Origin of the sequence: Nesterenkonia halotolerans (assembly GCF_014874065.1) — a bacterium.
GTDB lineage: Bacteria > Actinomycetota > Actinomycetes > Actinomycetales > Micrococcaceae > Nesterenkonia > Nesterenkonia halotolerans.
The window spans coordinates 189,984-204,726 of sequence record NZ_JADBEE010000002.1 but is presented as its reverse complement, the minus strand read 5'-3'; the positions used below and the strand labels follow the sequence as shown (position 1 = coordinate 204,726).

Below are 14,743 nucleotides of genomic sequence, written 5' to 3'. Positions count from 1 at the left end.
TGAAGTCCTTCGTGGTGGACGTCTCGCTCACGAGGCGGCCGTCCGCGAGCGCATCTGGGCGGGGACCTTGGCATCGGATTCGCGCAGGTACAGAGGCAGCGGCTCGAGCAGCGTGGAAGGGCTCGCCGTCTCAGCGATCTGGCCGAGCTCCACCGCGTCGGGAAGCCAACTCGCCTCCACCACGGACCGGGCGGTCAGCGAGTCCGGGTACAGGCCGGCTCCGATCCCCACGGAAGGAAGATCGGGCAGCTCACTGGCGGCGCTGACATGGGGGCCGTCGAGGAGCTCGGCAGACACGGCGTGATCCGGCTCCGCCGCGGCACGGCTGCGGTATCGCGCCCAGTAGACCTCGCGACGTCGTGCGTCGCTCACGGCAAGGAATTCGGCCCCGGCCTCGACCGGGCCACCGGTGGGGTCACCGAAAACATCACCGGCAGGAGGCTGCGTGACCGCGCGGTGGGCCAGTGAATCCAGGCTGCAGAGTCCCTGCAGCGGCACCTGCCAGACCTCGGCCAGCGCATGCGCCAGCGCAAGACCGACTCGAAGCCCGGTGAAGGGCCCGGGACCCACTCCGACGACGACGCCGCCCAGCCCGTCACCGGCGACGTCCGCCTGGCGCATCGTCTCGGCCACGGCGGTGGCGAGCACCTCGGCGTGGTGGGTGGTCTCGGCCGTCCGCCACTGGGCGAGCACCCGGCCGTGGTCGAGCACGGCGACAGAGGCGCCTGCAGAGGAGTCGATGGCGAGAATCACCCCTCCATGGTAGTTCTTCACAGCGCCGGCGGCTGCGCCCAGGCGGGTCCGTAGCCCCGCAGCACCGCCCGGCGTGCGGAGCCCAGGACTTCGGCCTCGGTCTCGGAGAAGTCCGTGATGATCTCTGCCTTCGACGAGGTATCGGACGCCGCGGCGTCAGTGCTGGGCGAGGAGTCTTCGCGCAGGAGCTCGAGATCGAGCCAGGAACCGTCGGTGCCGACGAGGGCCGACTCCACCACTCCCCGTCCCCACTCCACGACGGTCACGGCCTCCGCCATGGTGGAGAGCAGATCCAATGATTCCAGTCCCGCGGAGTCGCTGCGGTAGGCATCCACGTGGACCAGGTCCGGGCCCGTTCCCTGCGCACGATGGATCCGGCTGAGGATGAAGGTCGGGGAGCTGATCATCCCGGTGACGCCGAGCGCGGCACCCAGGGACTGGGTGAAGGTGGTCTTTCCTGCGCCCAGTCCTCCGGTGAGCACCAGGAGGTCTCCGGGCCCGAGCAGTCCGGCGAGGCCGGTGGCTAACTCGGCGGTGTCCTCGAGGTCCTCGAGCGTCACCTCAGTGCGCCAGCGCTCTCCTGATGCCGGAGGGAGCGGGCCCGGCTGGGCGCTCATGAAAGGCCCTGGCCGGTCAGTGGCGTCCCGTCGTGGTCCGCGGCGGTGCCGGGCAGCGGCGGGATCTCCGAATCCACAATCACGCGCGGCACACGTTCACCGATGCGGGTGATGATCTCGTAGTTGTTGGTGCCCGCCGCGGCAGCCCACTCGGCAGCCTCGATCCCGGAGTCGCCGCCGAAGATCACCACCTCGTCTCCCACGGTGACCTCCGTGTCGAGCTCCGCGAGGTCCACCACGAACTGATCCATCGCCACCCGCCCCACGGACTGGTAGCGGCGGCCATTGATGCAGACCGGAGCGTGGACGGCGACGCGGGGGATGCCGTCGGCGTACCCCATGGGGATGAGCGCGAGCGTGGTGGGCTGGTCCACGCGGTGGGTGAGGCCGTAGCTGATGCCCTGTCCGGCCGGCACACGTTTGACGTTGGCCACCGAGGTGCGCAGCTCCATCGCCGGGCGCAGACCCAGATCTTCCGTGGTCCGATCGGCGAAGGGACTCTGCCCGAACACCCCGACGCCGACGCGCACCATGTCGAAATGCGCATCCGGGCGGGACAGCGCGGCAGGGGTGTTCGCCACGTGGCGCAGATCCGGGACGATCCGGTGCTCCTGAGCCACCTCCAACGCGTGACGGTAGAGATCAAGCTGGGCATCGGTCTCCCGGCGGTCCGGCTCATCGGCCACGGCCAGGTGGGTGAAGATGCCTTCGATGCTGATCAACCCGCGTTCCTGGTAGTTCGCCGCGATGCGCAGCAGCTCCGGCCAGTCCTCGATCGTGCATCCGTTGCGACCGAGTCCGGTGTCGACCTTCAGATGCACGCGGGCAGGGCGCTGCAGCGACTCTGCCGCCTCCGCCACGGGGTGGATCTCCCACCCGGAGATGCCCAGGTCGATGTGCTCGGAGATGGCCCGGCCGAAATCAGTTCCGCGGGTGTGCAGCCAGGCGAGGATGGGAGCTTCGATTCCGGCCTCGCGAAGCGCCAGCGCCTCGCTCACATGGGCGGTTCCCAGCCAGTCCGCGCCGGCGTCCAGAGCAGCCTGAGCGCTGGTCAGCGCGCCGTGGCCGTACCCCTCCGCCTTGACCGCCACCATCACCTTGGCCGGGTGCACATAGGAGGCGATGGTGCGCACGTTATGCCGGATTGCGGCAGCGTCGATCACCGCTGCGCGCTCAAGAGTCGCAGGCTGGGGTGGAAAGTCGCCGGTGATGCTCATGCAACCACCCTACCGAGACCAGTGGACACTTATGGTGAACCCCGGGAGCCGGCGGAGCACCTGCGACATTGAGCACAATAGTTTCGATCATCCACGACGGGCGATGCCACGCACGGCGATTCCCAGTGCGAACTGGTCCTCCAGCCTGTGTGGATCCCGTCCTGTGATGTCGGTGATCCTCACCATGCGGTGACGTACAGAATTCGCATGGATTCCAAGCCGGTCTGCCGTAGCAGTCATGGAAGCATCTGCCTCGATGAACGCAACCAGGGTGGGCCACAGCGAGCGCCCGTGTTTCGCGTCGTGCCGCAGCAGCGGTTTCACGATGTGGTCCTCAAATGGTTGAAACTGTTCGGGCGTGAGACGTTCCAAGAGTCCACTAAACGTTGAGAGGTCTCGCGGTCCTGCGCTGTGGCCCCGCCTCGACGCAATGGCAAGCGCCGCCAGCCCCTCACGCAGAGTGCGCGCCAACCCTTCCGGCCCGACACCACTCCCTGTGCCGTAGACCACGAGCCCCGCGCGCTTGGGCGCCTGTCGCACAACCATCTCATCAGCAATGACGACCGTAATCTCATCGATCCAGCCCTCTATGACGACTCCTTCCAATGAGAGCGAGACCTCGGCAGGCATACAGAGTGCCGCATATTCCACCCCGCCGACGGTCGGAAATCGCTCGCGGAAGACCTGCGCGCTGGCAAACCCCCGCCGGACGTGATCCAGCATGCGACCCTCTTCACGGCAGAGTCGAATGTGCTCCGCACGACCTTCGGCGATGCTCTGCAGCTTCTCCGTCAATGCCAGAAAGGGAACGGTCACGGGCACGTAGAACATCGGTAACCTAGCCCGCTCCGCGGCAGGGGCCAGCCCTGGAGGTGTCGGATACCCGTCCACCCCTACTGCCAGGGCGATGCCTGCAGCTCTGCTGCTCATGAGGTTTGCGACAAATCGTTCACAAGCTTCGTCGTCGATGAGTTCATTGCCCACTGTCATGATGAGCTCGTCTCCGCGAAGGAAGCGGCGTGGGTCAACAAGCTCTGTCGCATGCGCAGTTCTCAGCGGCCGGTCAAGTCCGGATGCGCCTGCGGCTAAAGTCAATGGCAGCTCAGACCACTCCATGACATCCCGCACAACAGCGAGGTAAGGGCTCGGCCGCCCCACCTTTCGCTCCTGCATGGTCTGCATCCTCGGACCCGTCATCAGCTCGAAACAGTAGCCCCGTCGTATTTCAGCGTTGTTTCTCAAGGTTGTGCCCGCCCACAACTGGGTGAGACCGCTGTTGTGAATGCCTCCAGAATTGTCGAATCACGCACCGAGCATTGCTACGTTCATCGCCATCAACAGCCCCGAAAGGACAGTGGCGACATGACTCGGCAGAATCCCGCACCGTTGGACCGCTCGCAGCCACGCAATCGTGACTCATCCGCCCGGGACACAGCGGCGCCACCGATCGAAGAGGCTCGAGGAGATGCATCTTCGGCGCCAGCTGACCGTGACTATCCGCTGACACCGGTTCCGATGGCTGCACGCATTGGAGCACCCAGTCTGATCATCCTGATTGCAGGATTCTTTTTCTTCACCCCCACGATGATCACAGCGGCAGAGGTCGCCGTCGCATTCGACTTCTCGACGTTCATCGGGCTCGCGGCCGTTGCGGCAGGAATCCTCAGTGTGTACATCGCTCTCATGGCGGTGGTCTCGGCCCGCAGCGGGCTCACCACGGTGATGGTGGCTCGGGCAGTCTTCGGCAGAGTGGGCGGAAAATGGGCATCTGTGCTGCTGGGCGGCACCCAGATCGGGTGGTACGGCGTCACTGTCGCGACACTCGCCGGACTCACCGGTCGGGCACTTGGCTGGGAGACGACGTGGCCGATCATGGTGGTCGGCGGCATCCTGATGGCAGTCACTGCCTATGTCGGTGTCCGCGGAATAGAGGCGATCAGCTGGATTTCGGTCCCCTTGATGGCCATCCTGTGCGGCTGGGTGCTGGTACTGGCACTGCAGGAGACCGACGGCTGGACAGGACTGATCGGGCTCGCAGGCGCTGGTGGGATGAGTGCGGGCGCCGCCGTCACCGTCATGGTCAGCACGTTCATCTCAGGTGGTACCCAGATTGGGAACTGGACGCGGTTTGCTCGTTCCGGTCGGACGGCACTCTACTCGACACTGATCTGCGTGATCATCGTGCAGTTCGCGATGCTCTTCTTCGGCGGCGTTGGAGCTGCCGCGTTCGGCGAAGGAGACTTCTCTGAACTCCTCGTGACTCTCGGTCTGGTCGGCCCTGGCCTGCTGCTATTGATCGCCAACCTCTGGACGACCAACGACAACACGGCCTACGCCTACGGTGTCGCTGGCAGCGAACTGTTCAACACCCCTGACAAGAGGCCTTTCGTCGTCATCGGCACGCTGATCGGTATCGGACTCGCGGTCTTCGGCATCGATGGGCTCATCATTCCGTATCTCTCGATGCTCGGGGTGCTCATCCCCCCATTGGGTGGAGCGATCCTCGGAACCTTCTTCCTCAGTTGGCGCGGGCGGAATCTCGTCACCCCGGGGGCCGAGCCCCTGCTTCGCGCTCCGGCACTGCTGGCCTACCTCACAGGAGTCGCTGCGGCTGCCCTCGGGACGGCGTACGACATCGGATCACCTGCTGTGCAAGGCATCCTCGTCGCCGCCGTTGTGGCCGCAATAGCTGTTCGCCCCGACCGAGCACACTGAATGTCTCCCACAGCCTCGCTCTCGACCAAGCCGACACAGAAGGAACATATCCTTGTCTATCAATTCGACGAACCGCTCCCCTGCCGCGACCGATGAACCCCACGGTTCACTGCTGATCAGCGGTGCCGAAGTCATCACGATGGATGCGCTGACGGGCAGCACTCCGGTAAGGCGCGACATTCGCATCCAGAACGGAGCGATCGCGGAGATCGGACCTGACCTTGCTCCGTTGCCGGGTGAGACCGTGATCAACGGTCATGACAGGCTCGTAGCTCCCGGTCTGGTCAACGCGCACACCCACTCGTGGGAGGCGCTCTACAAGGGCCGATACGACAATCTCCCGCTGGAGCTCTGGATGCTGTTCTCCTACCCGCCCACGGGGGACGTTCAGGTCTCACCGGAGATGGTCCACCTGCGGAGTCAGCTTTTCGCGGCCGAGTCGCTGAAGTCGGGAGTCACGACGATCGTCGACGATGTTCTGGAGATTCCCCATCAGGACTTCGACCAGCTGGACGCGGTCGTCAGAGCCTATGAGCAGATCGGGATCCGGGCGAATGTTTCCGGCCACGTGGTCAACAAGCCATTCTTGGAGACTTTTCCGTTCGTTGACAGCATGCTTGAGCAGGGGCTTCTCGATCGAGTGGCAGATCTTCCGGTGCCGACTACGGAGGATTATCTCCAGTACAGCACAGAGGCCTTCGCGCGGTACTCCGGCCGCGGCGCGGGACGAATCTCCTACATGCTCTCGCCTTCCGCGCCGCAGCGGTGCACAGACGATCTCCTGGTCGGGGCGGCGGAGCTCGCGCGCAAAAACCAGGCTGAATGTCATATCCACGTGCTTGAGACGAAGACCCAGGCGGTGACAGGTCATGAGTTCTACGGCACCACGATCGTCAAACACCTGCAGCGCATCGGCGCATTGACCCCCGAGACCACCTTTGCCCACGGAATCTGGGTCACGGACGAAGACATTGAAATCATCGCCGACGCGGAAGTCTCGGTTTCACACAACCCGAACTCAAACCTCAAGCTGGGATCGGGCATCCTGCCGTGGAGGAAGTATCAGAAGGCAGGAGTGAACCTGGGACTGGGAACAGACGGGTGCTCATCCAGCGACACGCCGAGGCTCTCCGAAGTGATGAAGTCAGCAGCCTTGCTGCACAAGGTGTCCGGACCGGACTTCACGCAGTGGCCGTCCGTCCAAGAGGTGCTCCACGCCGCCACGCTCGGAGGAGCACGCAGCGCCATGCTTCAAGACCGCGTCGGAAGCCTTGAGGTCGGCAAGCGCGCTGACCTGGTGATCTATGACCTCGACACTCTCGCATTCACGCCGAGGAATCGCCTGCAGAACCATCTCGTCTACTCGGAAAATGGAAGTTCCATCGAGTATGTGATGGTTGACGGCAAGATCGTGGTCGACCACGGGAGGCTCACGACGTTGGACGAAACGGCCCTGCGAGGTGAGGTCCGGGCACGTGGGGAGGAGATCCGCGGTTGGCAGGACGACCTCGACTCCCTCAACAGCGCATTTATGTCTGGGTTCACACAGATGTATCAGCAGGCCCAGGCTCGCGACATTGGCTTCACTCGGTTTCTCGGTTGATCCGCCTTCTCGCCCGGCCGCTACTCGCGCAGCGCGCCGATCAGCGCGGAGGCACCGAAATGTCCGAAGCCCTGCGGGTCGAGCCGCTGCGCTGCGGCGGCATGCATCCGCGCGCCCTCAGCGGCGATCCGCACCCAGTCCTGTTCCTGAGCGGCGTCAGCGGTGGCCAGCAGTGCACCGATGATCCCGGTGAGCACATCACCGGTGCCTGCGGTGGCGAGTCCGGGGGTCGCCGACCGCACGACCAGCGGGGCGCCGCCGGAGGGCCCGGCCACCACCGTGCTGGGGCCCTTGAGCAGCACCGTGGCTCCGAGTGCTTCGGCCAGTGCGCGGGTCGCGGCGAGGGTGTCGGGCTGATCCGCGAGCAGCTCCTCAAGGGACTCGTCTTCCAGCGCCTCGGCGAGCCGACGGGCCTCCCCCAGGTGCGGGGTGAGGATCAGCTGTCCGCCGAGATCTCCGGAGGTGAGCAGGTCTCCACGCAGCAGCTCGAGGCCGGAGGCGTCGAGGACGCAGGGCACTTTTGACTCCACGGTGGCGCGAAGCATGGTCTCGCCCTCGACCAGGCGAGACCTGTCCTTGCCGAGCCCCGGTCCGATGGCGGCGGCGGTTGCGCCGTCGAAGGCCTTGGCACCACGGCCGTGGCTCATCACGGCTTCGGGCCACCCCTGCAGCACGGCGGCGGAGACCGTCGCATCTGCCTGGAGACGGACCATCCCGACGCCGGAGGTGATGGCGGACCCGACGGTCAGCTGGGCGGCACCCGGGAACTGGGGGGACCCGGCCACCACCTGCAGGCTGCCGCGGCTGTACTTGTGGTCACCGAGGCGCGGCTTGCGTCGTGTCGGCTCGGGAGAGATCAGCTCCCACGCGGCCGGCTCCGGAAGGTGCTCCTGCAGTCCGATGTCCACCGTGTGGATCTTGCCGCTGCGCAGGCCTCCCTCGCCGAGCAGCAGTCCCAGCTTGGCCCCGCCGAAGGTGACGGTGTGCTCGGCGGTCAGCGCCTCACCCGGGCAGCGCCCGGTATCGGCGTCGACCCCGGAGGGGATGTCACAGGCGACGACGGTGCTGGTGCCCACGGCCTCGGCGAGACCAGGCACATCGGGCAGCGTGAAGGCGCCCCGAGCTCCGGTGCCCAGCACGGCGTCGATCAGCACCTGGGTGTCGGCAGGCACGGAGGAGAGCACCCGGCCGCCCGCGGCGCGGAACGCCTCGAGCGCCTGGGGATGCGCGCGGTCGGCGACGAGCACCGCCTGGGCATCCACGCCACGAGCCCGCAGCGCGGTGAGCGCGTAGAGCCCGTCTCCCCCGTTGTTCCCGGGGCCGATGAGCCCGAGCACCCGGGCGCCGTAGATCTTGCCGTCGCTGCGCAGCAGCGCCAGCACATAGGAGGCCAGGCCGTGGGCCGCACGGCGCATCATGTCCGGCCCCGCGCCGGCCTCGACCAGGGGGGTCTCGGCGTCGCGGATCTGGGCACCGGAATACACCGGTGTTGTTGCTCTGGACATGTTCAGCCTTCCGCCACCACCATGGCGGTGGCCACGTCGCCGTCGTGGGAGAGGGACAGGTGCCAACGCTTGACACCGCGGGACTCGGCCACTGTGGCGACCGTGCCGGAGACCTGAACCGAGGGCGCCCCCGCGGAGTCCATGACGACCTGACAGTCCTGCCAGTTCATGCCCGCCGGCGCACCCAGCGCCTTCGCCACAGCCTCCTTGGCAGCGAACCTGGCAGCCAGCGAGCGGGTGTTGAGCTCGCGCTCAGCGGGCACGAACAGCCGTTCGCGCAGCGCCGGCGTGCGGCGCAGCTGATGCTCGAAACGCGTCACCAGGACGACGTCGACTCCGATACCGACGATCATGTCTCTCCTCGTCTCAGTGCGAGTGTCACTCCACGGTGACGGATTTCGCCAGGTTGCGCGGCTGGTCGACGTCGTAGCCCTTCTCGGCCGCCAGGGCGCAGGCGAAGATCTGCAGCGGCACGGTGGTCAGCAGCGGCATCAGCAGCGGCTGGGTCTCGGGCACGTAGAAGACCTGCTCGGAGTAGTCCACGACGTCGGCGTCGCCGGCTTCGGCGACGGTGATCGTCTTGGCACCGCGAGCGCGGACCTCCTGGATGTTGGAGACCACCTTGGCGTGCAGCGAGTCGCGGCCATGCGGGGAGGGCACGACGACGAAGACCGGCTGGCCCTGGTCGATCAGTGCGATCGGACCGTGCTTGAGCTCACCGGCGGCGAAGCCCTCGGCGTGGATGTAGGCGATCTCCTTGAGCTTGAGCGCACCTTCCATCGCGACCGGGTAGCCGACGTGGCGGCCCAGGAAGAGCACCGAGGGGGCCTGGGCCATCTCTCGGGCCAGCTCACGGATCTGCTCGCCGCCGTCGAGGACCTCCTGGATCTTGCCCGGGATCTTGTGCAGGTCCGCGAGGATGTCGTCGATCTCTCCCTGGAAGAGCTTCCCGCGCAGCTGCGCCATGTACAGGCCCAGCAGGTAGGAGGCGGTGATCTGCGCCAGGAAGGCCTTGGTGGAGGCCACGGCGATCTCGGGACCCGCGTGGGTGTAGAGCACGGCGTCGGATTCGCGCGGGATGGTGGACCCATTGGTGTTGCAGATCGCCAGCGTGCGTGCGCCCTGCTCCTTGGCGTAGCGGACCGCCATGAGCGTGTCCATGGTCTCTCCGGACTGGGACAGCGAGACGATCAGCGTGGAGTCGTCGATGATCGGATCGCGGTAGCGGAACTCGTGGCTGAGCTCGACCTCCACCGGCACGCGCACCCAGTGCTCGATCGCATACTTGGCGACCATTCCGGCGTAGGCGGAGGTGCCGCAGGCCAGCACGATGATCTTGGAGATGTTCTTGAGCTCTTCGGGATCGATGCGCAGCTCGTCGAGCACCAGACGGCCCGAGGCGTCGGTGCGGCCCAGCAGCGTGTCCTCCACTGCCTTGGGCTGATCGTGGATCTCCTTCTCCATGAAGGTGCCGAAGCCGCCCTTCTCGGCGGCGGCGGCGTCCCAGTTCACCGAGAAGCGCTTGCCCTCGGCGGGGGACCCGTCGAAGTTGATGATGGCGACATCGTCGGTGGTGATGGTCACGACCTGGTCCTGCTCAAGCTCGACCGCCTCGCGGGTGAAGTCGATGAAGCCGGACACGTCGGAGCCGAGGAAGTTCTCCCCGTCGCCCAGGCCCACCACCAGCGGTGAGTTGCGACGGGAGGCCACCACGCGGTCTGCCTGGTCGGCGTGCACCGCGAGCAGGGTGAAGGCGCCCTCGAGCTGGTTCGCCGCCAGGCGCATCGCCTCGGTGAGGTCTCCGCCGGTGGCGGTGAAGTGCTGTGCGATCAGCTTCGCGGCGACCTCGGTGTCGGTCTCCGAGGCGAAGACCTCGCCGGCGGCGAGGAGCTTGGCCTTGAGCTGCGCGAAGTTCTCGATGATGCCGTTATGGATCACGGCGAGCTTGCCGCCATCGGCCAGGTGGGGGTGCGCATTGAGGTCATTGGGGGCACCATGGGTGGCCCAGCGGGTGTGACCGATGCCCACCGAGGCTTCAGCCACCGGCTCGGCCTCGATCTCGCTGAGGAGATTGGCGAGCTTGCCCGACTTCTTCCTCATGGACACGGTCCCGGAGGCCACAGTGGCTACTCCCGCGGAGTCGTATCCCCGGTATTCCAGGCGACGGAGTCCCTCGAGGAGCACATCAAGGGCTCCGTGCTGGCTGGTCTTCTCAGGCAGGCCGATATAGCCGACAATTCCACACATAGCCCATAGCGTATCGTGTCTACGTGTCTGAACACCCATCCGATGATCCTCATCCGCGCACGTCCACCGGGTCTCTGCCCGCCGTGGTGGCGGGCACGGCCCCCTGGGCGGGATCACCTGCGAAGCCCGGCCAGCCTGGCGCCTCGCACTCCCCTTTCGCCGAGCTGGACCGCCACGCCTGGGCGCGCCTCGCCGATACGATCGAGCAGCCGCTGAACCAGGGAGACGTCGACCGTCTCCGCGGCATCGGCGAGCACCTCTCGCTCAACGAGGTGGAACAGATCTACCTGCCGCTGAGTCGGCTGCTCTCCATCTACGTGGAGTCCGCCGCGCATCTGCGCTCCGCGGCCAATGAGTTCCTCGGTGAACAGACCCTGCGGACCCCGTTCGTGATCGGCGTGGCAGGCTCGGTGGCAGTGGGCAAGTCCACCACTGCTCGCGTGCTCCAGGAGATGCTGCGCCGGTGGCCCTCGACGCCCCGGGTGGAGCTGGTCACCACCGATGGGTTCCTCTATCCCAATGCCGAGCTTCAGCGGCGCGGAATCATGGACCGCAAGGGCTTCCCTGAGGCCTACGACCGCAGGGCGCTGCTGCGGATGGTCTCGGAGGTGAAGTCCGGCAAGCCCGAGGTCCGAGCACCCTGGTACTCCCACCTGGTCTATGACATCGTGCCCGATCGCGAGGTCGTGATCCGGCAGCCCGATGTGCTCATCGTCGAGGGGCTCAACGTCCTGCAGCCCGCACGGGTGCGCGAGGACGGCACCACGGGTCTGGCGCTGAGCGACTTCTTCGACTTCTCCATCTACGTCGACGCCAAGCCCAAGCACATCGAGCAGTGGTACGTGGATCGTTTCATGCGCTGGCGCGACGGGGCCTTCGCGAACCCGGAGAGCTACTTCCACCAGTATTCCTACCTCGACGACGAGCAGGCGAAAGAGCGGGCCACCGATATCTGGAAGCGGATCAACGGGCCCAACCTCCGGGCAAACATCCAGCCGACCCGCTCCAGGGCGCGGCTCGTGATGGCCAAGGGTGAGGACCATTCGGTGTCGCGCGTTCTGCTGCGCAAGGTCTGAACCGCCGATGTCTCGAGGGGAACTGACCGACGCCGGTCGCCGCCACTGGCAGGAGAAGCAGGAACGGCGGGCAAGGATCTATCGCCGTCGCCGCGCACTGGCCGTGGTCCTGCTGATCGCGGTGCTGCTGCTGATCGGCTACCTCCTTCCCCGCGCATGGAACTGGGTGAGCCAGGCCATCAGCGACGCGTTCAGCGGGGAGACGCTCAGCGGCGAAGGGCCGCTGGACGAGGTGCGCGGCAACCAGATCCCGGAGCCTGAAGCGCCGGGGGAGACCGGCCCGGCCGATGCTGAGGCCGACGACCAAGAGCCATCGCCAGCCGCGACGCCGGAGGAGGACCCCGAGCGCGCGAGCGACCCCTCCTGGGATCCGGATTCGATCCATGTGCTGGTGAATCGACAGAACCCGCTTCGGCCCGAGGACTACGCCCCGGAGGATCTTGTGGCGCCCGAGGTCCGGATGAGCACGCAATCGGAGCTGCTGCTGCGCCAGGAGGCGGCCGAGGCGCTCGAGGAGCTGATTCAAAACGCCGGCGAAGACGGCCAGGTCCTCGCGATGACCAGCGGATACCGCTCCTATGCCGCGCAGCTCGAGGTCTACACGGACCGGCACTCTGCGGTGGGCACCGAGGAGACCGATGAGCTGGTGGCTCGCCCGGGCTATTCCGAACATCAGACGGGGCTGGCCGCTGACGTGATCAGCATCGACAACCCCAACTGCATCCAGGGGCACTGCTTTGCCGACACTCCGGAGGGGCAGTGGGTCGCCGAGCACGCCGCGGATCACGGATTCGTGATCCGCTACCTCGACGGTGCCGAGGAGATCACCGGGTACCAGTTCGAGCCCTGGCACCTGCGCTATGTGGGCGAAGAGACCGCTCAGGAGGTCGCCGCGGAGGACCTGACCCTGGAGGAGTACTGGGATCGTCCAGCAGCCTCCGAGTACGACGTCGAAGAGCCAGACCTGGATCCTGCGGGCACCTCGTGAGCCGCAGCCTCGGGGTGTCCTAGACTTTTCTCCATGCTTAAAGGATTCAGAGAGTTCATCACCCGCGGGAACGTCGTGGACCTCGCCACCGCTGTGGTCATCGGCACCGCGTTCACCACCGTGGTCACGGCCCTGGTGGAGAGCGTGCTGATGCCGCTCATCTCAGCCCTCGTGGGCTACCAGGACTTCGACAACTTCGCGGTGGTGGAGGTGAACGGCCAGGCCATCCAGTTCGGCGTGCTGCTCACCGCACTGGTCAACTTCCTGCTGATCGCCGCCGCGGTCTACTACGTGGTCATCGCGCCGATGAAGCGTGTGGTCGAGGCCCGCGAGCGGCGAGCCAAGAAGGCTCCGAAAGCGCCGGCCGAGGAGGAGAACATCACGCTGCTCAAGGAGATCCGGGACCAGCTGAAGGCCCAGACCGAGGTCACCAACCCGGCATACCTGGCGTCTCTTGCGGAGGCTCAGCGCCAGGCGGAAGAACAGGCCGCCGCAGAGACCGCTCAGGGGCCCCGGCGCCATCCGGTGCTCGGCAAGGCCAAGGACGTGGTGTGGGGCAAGGACTGACCCCACGCTTTCGTCGAGGGGCGGATTCTCCGACTACTTGAGTGCGTTTCGGCCCTCAGATGCTCGGAGAATCCGCCGCTCAACGGGGTGGGACGCCTCTCAGAGGGCGAGTTCGGCTTTGACGATCTCGGCCAGCGCCTCGGACTCCGACTGCGCCAGCTCCGCGGTCGCGGCCTCGACCATCACCCGCACCACCGGCTCGGTCCCCGACGGACGCAGCAACACCCGGCCAGTCTCCCCCAGACGCGCTTCAGCCTGCGCCACCGCGGCCTGGAGCGGCTCATGGGTCTTCGCCCGGGTCCGGTCCACACCCTTGACGTTGATCAGCACCTGCGGAAGCTTCGTCATCGCCTCCGCCGCCAATACCCGCGCCGACTTACCCGTCGCCGCGACCCGGGCCGCCAGCTGCAAACCAGTCAGCAGACCATCACCGGTGGTGGCGTAGTCCGCAAAGATCAGATGCCCCGACTGCTCCCCACCCAGGTTGTACCCGGCAGCGCGCATCGCCGCCAACACGTAGCGGTCTCCGACGGCAGTCTCGACCAGGTGCACCCCGGCCGCCTCCATACCCAGCTTCAACCCCAGGTTCGACATCACCGTGACCACCAGAGTGTCTTCGACCAGGGTCCCGGCGTCCTTCAGCGCGATGGCCAGGATCCCCATGATCTGGTCACCATCGATGACCTCTCCGGTGTGATCCACCGCCAGGCACCGGTCCGCGTCCCCGTCATGGGCGATCCCCAGATCCGCTTTATGGGCCAGGACGGTCTCCTGCAGGGGGCCCAGGTGGGTGGAGCCGTATCCGTCGTTGATGTTCAGCCCGTCGGGGTCCGCGCCGATGACGATGACCTCGGCCCCGGCGTCGGTGAACGCCTCCGGGGAGACCCCGGCGGCGGCCCCGTGGGCGCAGTCGAGCACGATCTTCATCCCCTTGAGGCTGACCCCGTCCAGGGATCGCAGCAGGTGCACCAGGTAGCGGTCCTCGGCGTCAGCGAACCGGCGGACCCGCCCGACGTCGGCCCCGGTGGGACGCGGCGGCTCGAGGCCCAGCTGGGTCTCGATGGCGTCTTCGGCGGCGTCGTCGAGCTTATGACCGCCGCGGGCGAGGAATTTGATCCCGTTATCCGGTGCGGGGTTGTGCGAGGCGGAGATCATGACACCGAAGTCGGCGTCGATGTCATCGACTAAGAAGGCGGCGGCGGGGGTGGGCAGCACGCCGGCGTCGTAGACATCGACTCCGGCGCTGGCCAGGCCTGCGGAGACGGCCGCGGCGATGAACTCTCCAGAGATGCGGGGGTCACGGGCGACGACCGCGGTGGGTCTGGTGCCGGGGGTCACCTGCTGGTGGCCCAGGACGGTCGCTGCTGACTGGGAGAGGGTGAGGGCGAGTTCCGCGGTGAGCAGCCCATTGGCCACACCACGCACGCCGTCAGTGCCGAAAAGTCGTGCCATGAT

General features: G+C 66.5%; 13 protein-coding genes. 5 read left to right on the top strand and 8 right to left on the bottom strand.

Translation table 11 applies throughout. The annotated features are described in order from the left end of the window. Nucleotides 1–27 precede the first annotated feature (27 nt). The 4 genes from tsaB to H4W26_RS11150 all read right to left on the bottom strand — a co-directional run bounded on the left by tsaB (nt 28) and on the right by H4W26_RS11150 (nt 3,769). The gene (gene tsaB / locus H4W26_RS11165) at nt 28–753 is read right to left on the bottom strand and encodes a tRNA (adenosine(37)-N6)-threonylcarbamoyltransferase complex dimerization subunit type 1 TsaB (protein ID WP_192592306.1); all 726 of its coding nucleotides are present in this window, start codon (nt 751–753) and stop codon (nt 28–30) included. A gap of 17 nt (nt 754–770) precedes the next feature. Further along, the gene (tsaE, locus tag H4W26_RS11160; RefSeq protein WP_192592305.1) at nt 771–1,370 is read right to left on the bottom strand and encodes a tRNA (adenosine(37)-N6)-threonylcarbamoyltransferase complex ATPase subunit type 1 TsaE; all 600 of its coding nucleotides are present in this window, start codon (nt 1,368–1,370) and stop codon (nt 771–773) included. Next, nucleotides 1,367–2,587 carry an alanine racemase gene (gene alr / locus H4W26_RS11155; protein WP_192592304.1) on the bottom strand — a complete coding sequence of 407 codons (1,221 nt, stop codon included), beginning with the start codon at nt 2,585–2,587 and terminating at the stop codon, nt 1,367–1,369. The genes tsaE and alr overlap by 4 nt, the downstream gene beginning before the upstream one ends. A gap of 87 nt (nt 2,588–2,674) precedes the next feature. Continuing rightward, on the bottom strand, nt 2,675–3,769 hold the full coding sequence (locus tag H4W26_RS11150; RefSeq protein ID WP_192592303.1) for a PucR family transcriptional regulator: 1,095 nt from the start codon (nt 3,767–3,769) through the stop codon (nt 2,675–2,677). A gap of 333 nt (nt 3,770–4,102) precedes the next feature. On the opposite strand from H4W26_RS11150, the gene H4W26_RS11145 reads away from it, so the two are divergent. Both H4W26_RS11145 and H4W26_RS11140 read left to right on the top strand, forming a co-directional pair. Further along, nucleotides 4,103–5,302 carry a cytosine permease gene (locus H4W26_RS11145; protein ID WP_225940004.1) on the top strand — a complete coding sequence of 400 codons (1,200 nt, stop codon included), beginning with the start codon at nt 4,103–4,105 and terminating at the stop codon, nt 5,300–5,302. Nucleotides 5,303–5,354: 52 nt separating this feature from the next. Further along, nucleotides 5,355–6,905, top strand: a complete 1,551-nt coding sequence (locus H4W26_RS11140) for an amidohydrolase family protein (protein ID WP_225940003.1) — start codon at nt 5,355–5,357, stop codon at nt 6,903–6,905. Between the two features lie 20 nt (nt 6,906–6,925). On the opposite strand, the gene H4W26_RS11135 is transcribed toward H4W26_RS11140, so the two are convergent. The 3 genes from H4W26_RS11135 to glmS are packed head-to-tail and all read right to left on the bottom strand — an operon-like array spanning nt 6,926 to nt 10,657. After that, nucleotides 6,926–8,410, bottom strand: a complete 1,485-nt coding sequence (locus H4W26_RS11135; RefSeq protein WP_192592301.1) for an NAD(P)H-hydrate dehydratase — start codon at nt 8,408–8,410, stop codon at nt 6,926–6,928. A gap of 2 nt (nt 8,411–8,412) precedes the next feature. Beyond that, the gene (locus tag H4W26_RS11130) at nt 8,413–8,763 is read right to left on the bottom strand and encodes a holo-ACP synthase (protein WP_192592300.1); all 351 of its coding nucleotides are present in this window, start codon (nt 8,761–8,763) and stop codon (nt 8,413–8,415) included. A 25-nt stretch (nt 8,764–8,788) separates the two neighbouring features. Then, nucleotides 8,789–10,657 (bottom strand): glutamine--fructose-6-phosphate transaminase (isomerizing), encoded by a 1,869-nt coding sequence (glmS, locus tag H4W26_RS11125; protein WP_192592299.1) that lies wholly within the window; start codon nt 10,655–10,657, stop codon nt 8,789–8,791. Nucleotides 10,658–10,740: 83 nt separating this feature from the next. On the opposite strand from glmS, the gene coaA reads away from it, so the two are divergent. The 3 genes from coaA to mscL are packed head-to-tail and all read left to right on the top strand — an operon-like array spanning nt 10,741 to nt 13,288. Further along, nucleotides 10,741–11,733 (top strand): type I pantothenate kinase, encoded by a 993-nt coding sequence (gene coaA / locus H4W26_RS11120; protein ID WP_192592732.1) that lies wholly within the window; start codon nt 10,741–10,743, stop codon nt 11,731–11,733. A 7-nt stretch (nt 11,734–11,740) separates the two neighbouring features. Then, entirely contained in the window at nt 11,741–12,721 is a 981-nt protein-coding gene (locus H4W26_RS11115) for a M15 family metallopeptidase (protein WP_192592298.1), read from the top strand. Nucleotides 12,722–12,754: 33 nt separating this feature from the next. Then, nucleotides 12,755–13,288 carry a large conductance mechanosensitive channel protein MscL gene (gene mscL / locus H4W26_RS11110; RefSeq protein ID WP_192592297.1) on the top strand — a complete coding sequence of 178 codons (534 nt, stop codon included), beginning with the start codon at nt 12,755–12,757 and terminating at the stop codon, nt 13,286–13,288. Nucleotides 13,289–13,387: 99 nt separating this feature from the next. Here mscL and glmM read toward each other — a convergent pair whose 3' ends face one another. Continuing rightward, the gene (gene glmM, locus H4W26_RS11105) at nt 13,388–14,740 is read right to left on the bottom strand and encodes a phosphoglucosamine mutase (RefSeq protein WP_192592296.1); all 1,353 of its coding nucleotides are present in this window, start codon (nt 14,738–14,740) and stop codon (nt 13,388–13,390) included. Nucleotides 14,741–14,743: the final 3 nt, after the last annotated feature.

What these genes read in the sequence shown, in the direction of transcription:
- tsaE (WP_192592305.1), bottom strand. Translation starts at nt 1,370, where the DNA reads ATGAGCGCCCAGCCGGGCCCGCTCCCTCCGGCATCAGGAGAGCGCTGG.
- alr (WP_192592304.1), bottom strand. Translation starts at nt 2,587, where the DNA reads ATGAGCATCACCGGCGACTTTCCACCCCAGCCTGCGACTCTTGAGCGC.
- H4W26_RS11150 (WP_192592303.1), bottom strand. Translation starts at nt 3,769, where the DNA reads ATGCAGACCATGCAGGAGCGAAAGGTGGGGCGGCCGAGCCCTTACCTC.
- H4W26_RS11145 (WP_225940004.1), top strand. Translation starts at nt 4,103, where the DNA reads ATGGCTGCACGCATTGGAGCACCCAGTCTGATCATCCTGATTGCAGGA.
- H4W26_RS11135 (WP_192592301.1), bottom strand. Translation starts at nt 8,410, where the DNA reads ATGTCCAGAGCAACAACACCGGTGTATTCCGGTGCCCAGATCCGCGAC.
- H4W26_RS11130 (WP_192592300.1), bottom strand. Translation starts at nt 8,763, where the DNA reads ATGATCGTCGGTATCGGAGTCGACGTCGTCCTGGTGACGCGTTTCGAG.
- glmS (WP_192592299.1), bottom strand. Translation starts at nt 10,657, where the DNA reads ATGTGTGGAATTGTCGGCTATATCGGCCTGCCTGAGAAGACCAGCCAG.
- H4W26_RS11115 (WP_192592298.1), top strand. Translation starts at nt 11,741, where the DNA reads ATGTCTCGAGGGGAACTGACCGACGCCGGTCGCCGCCACTGGCAGGAG.
- mscL (WP_192592297.1), top strand. Translation starts at nt 12,755, where the DNA reads ATGCTTAAAGGATTCAGAGAGTTCATCACCCGCGGGAACGTCGTGGAC.
- glmM (WP_192592296.1), bottom strand. Translation starts at nt 14,740, where the DNA reads ATGGCACGACTTTTCGGCACTGACGGCGTGCGTGGTGTGGCCAATGGG.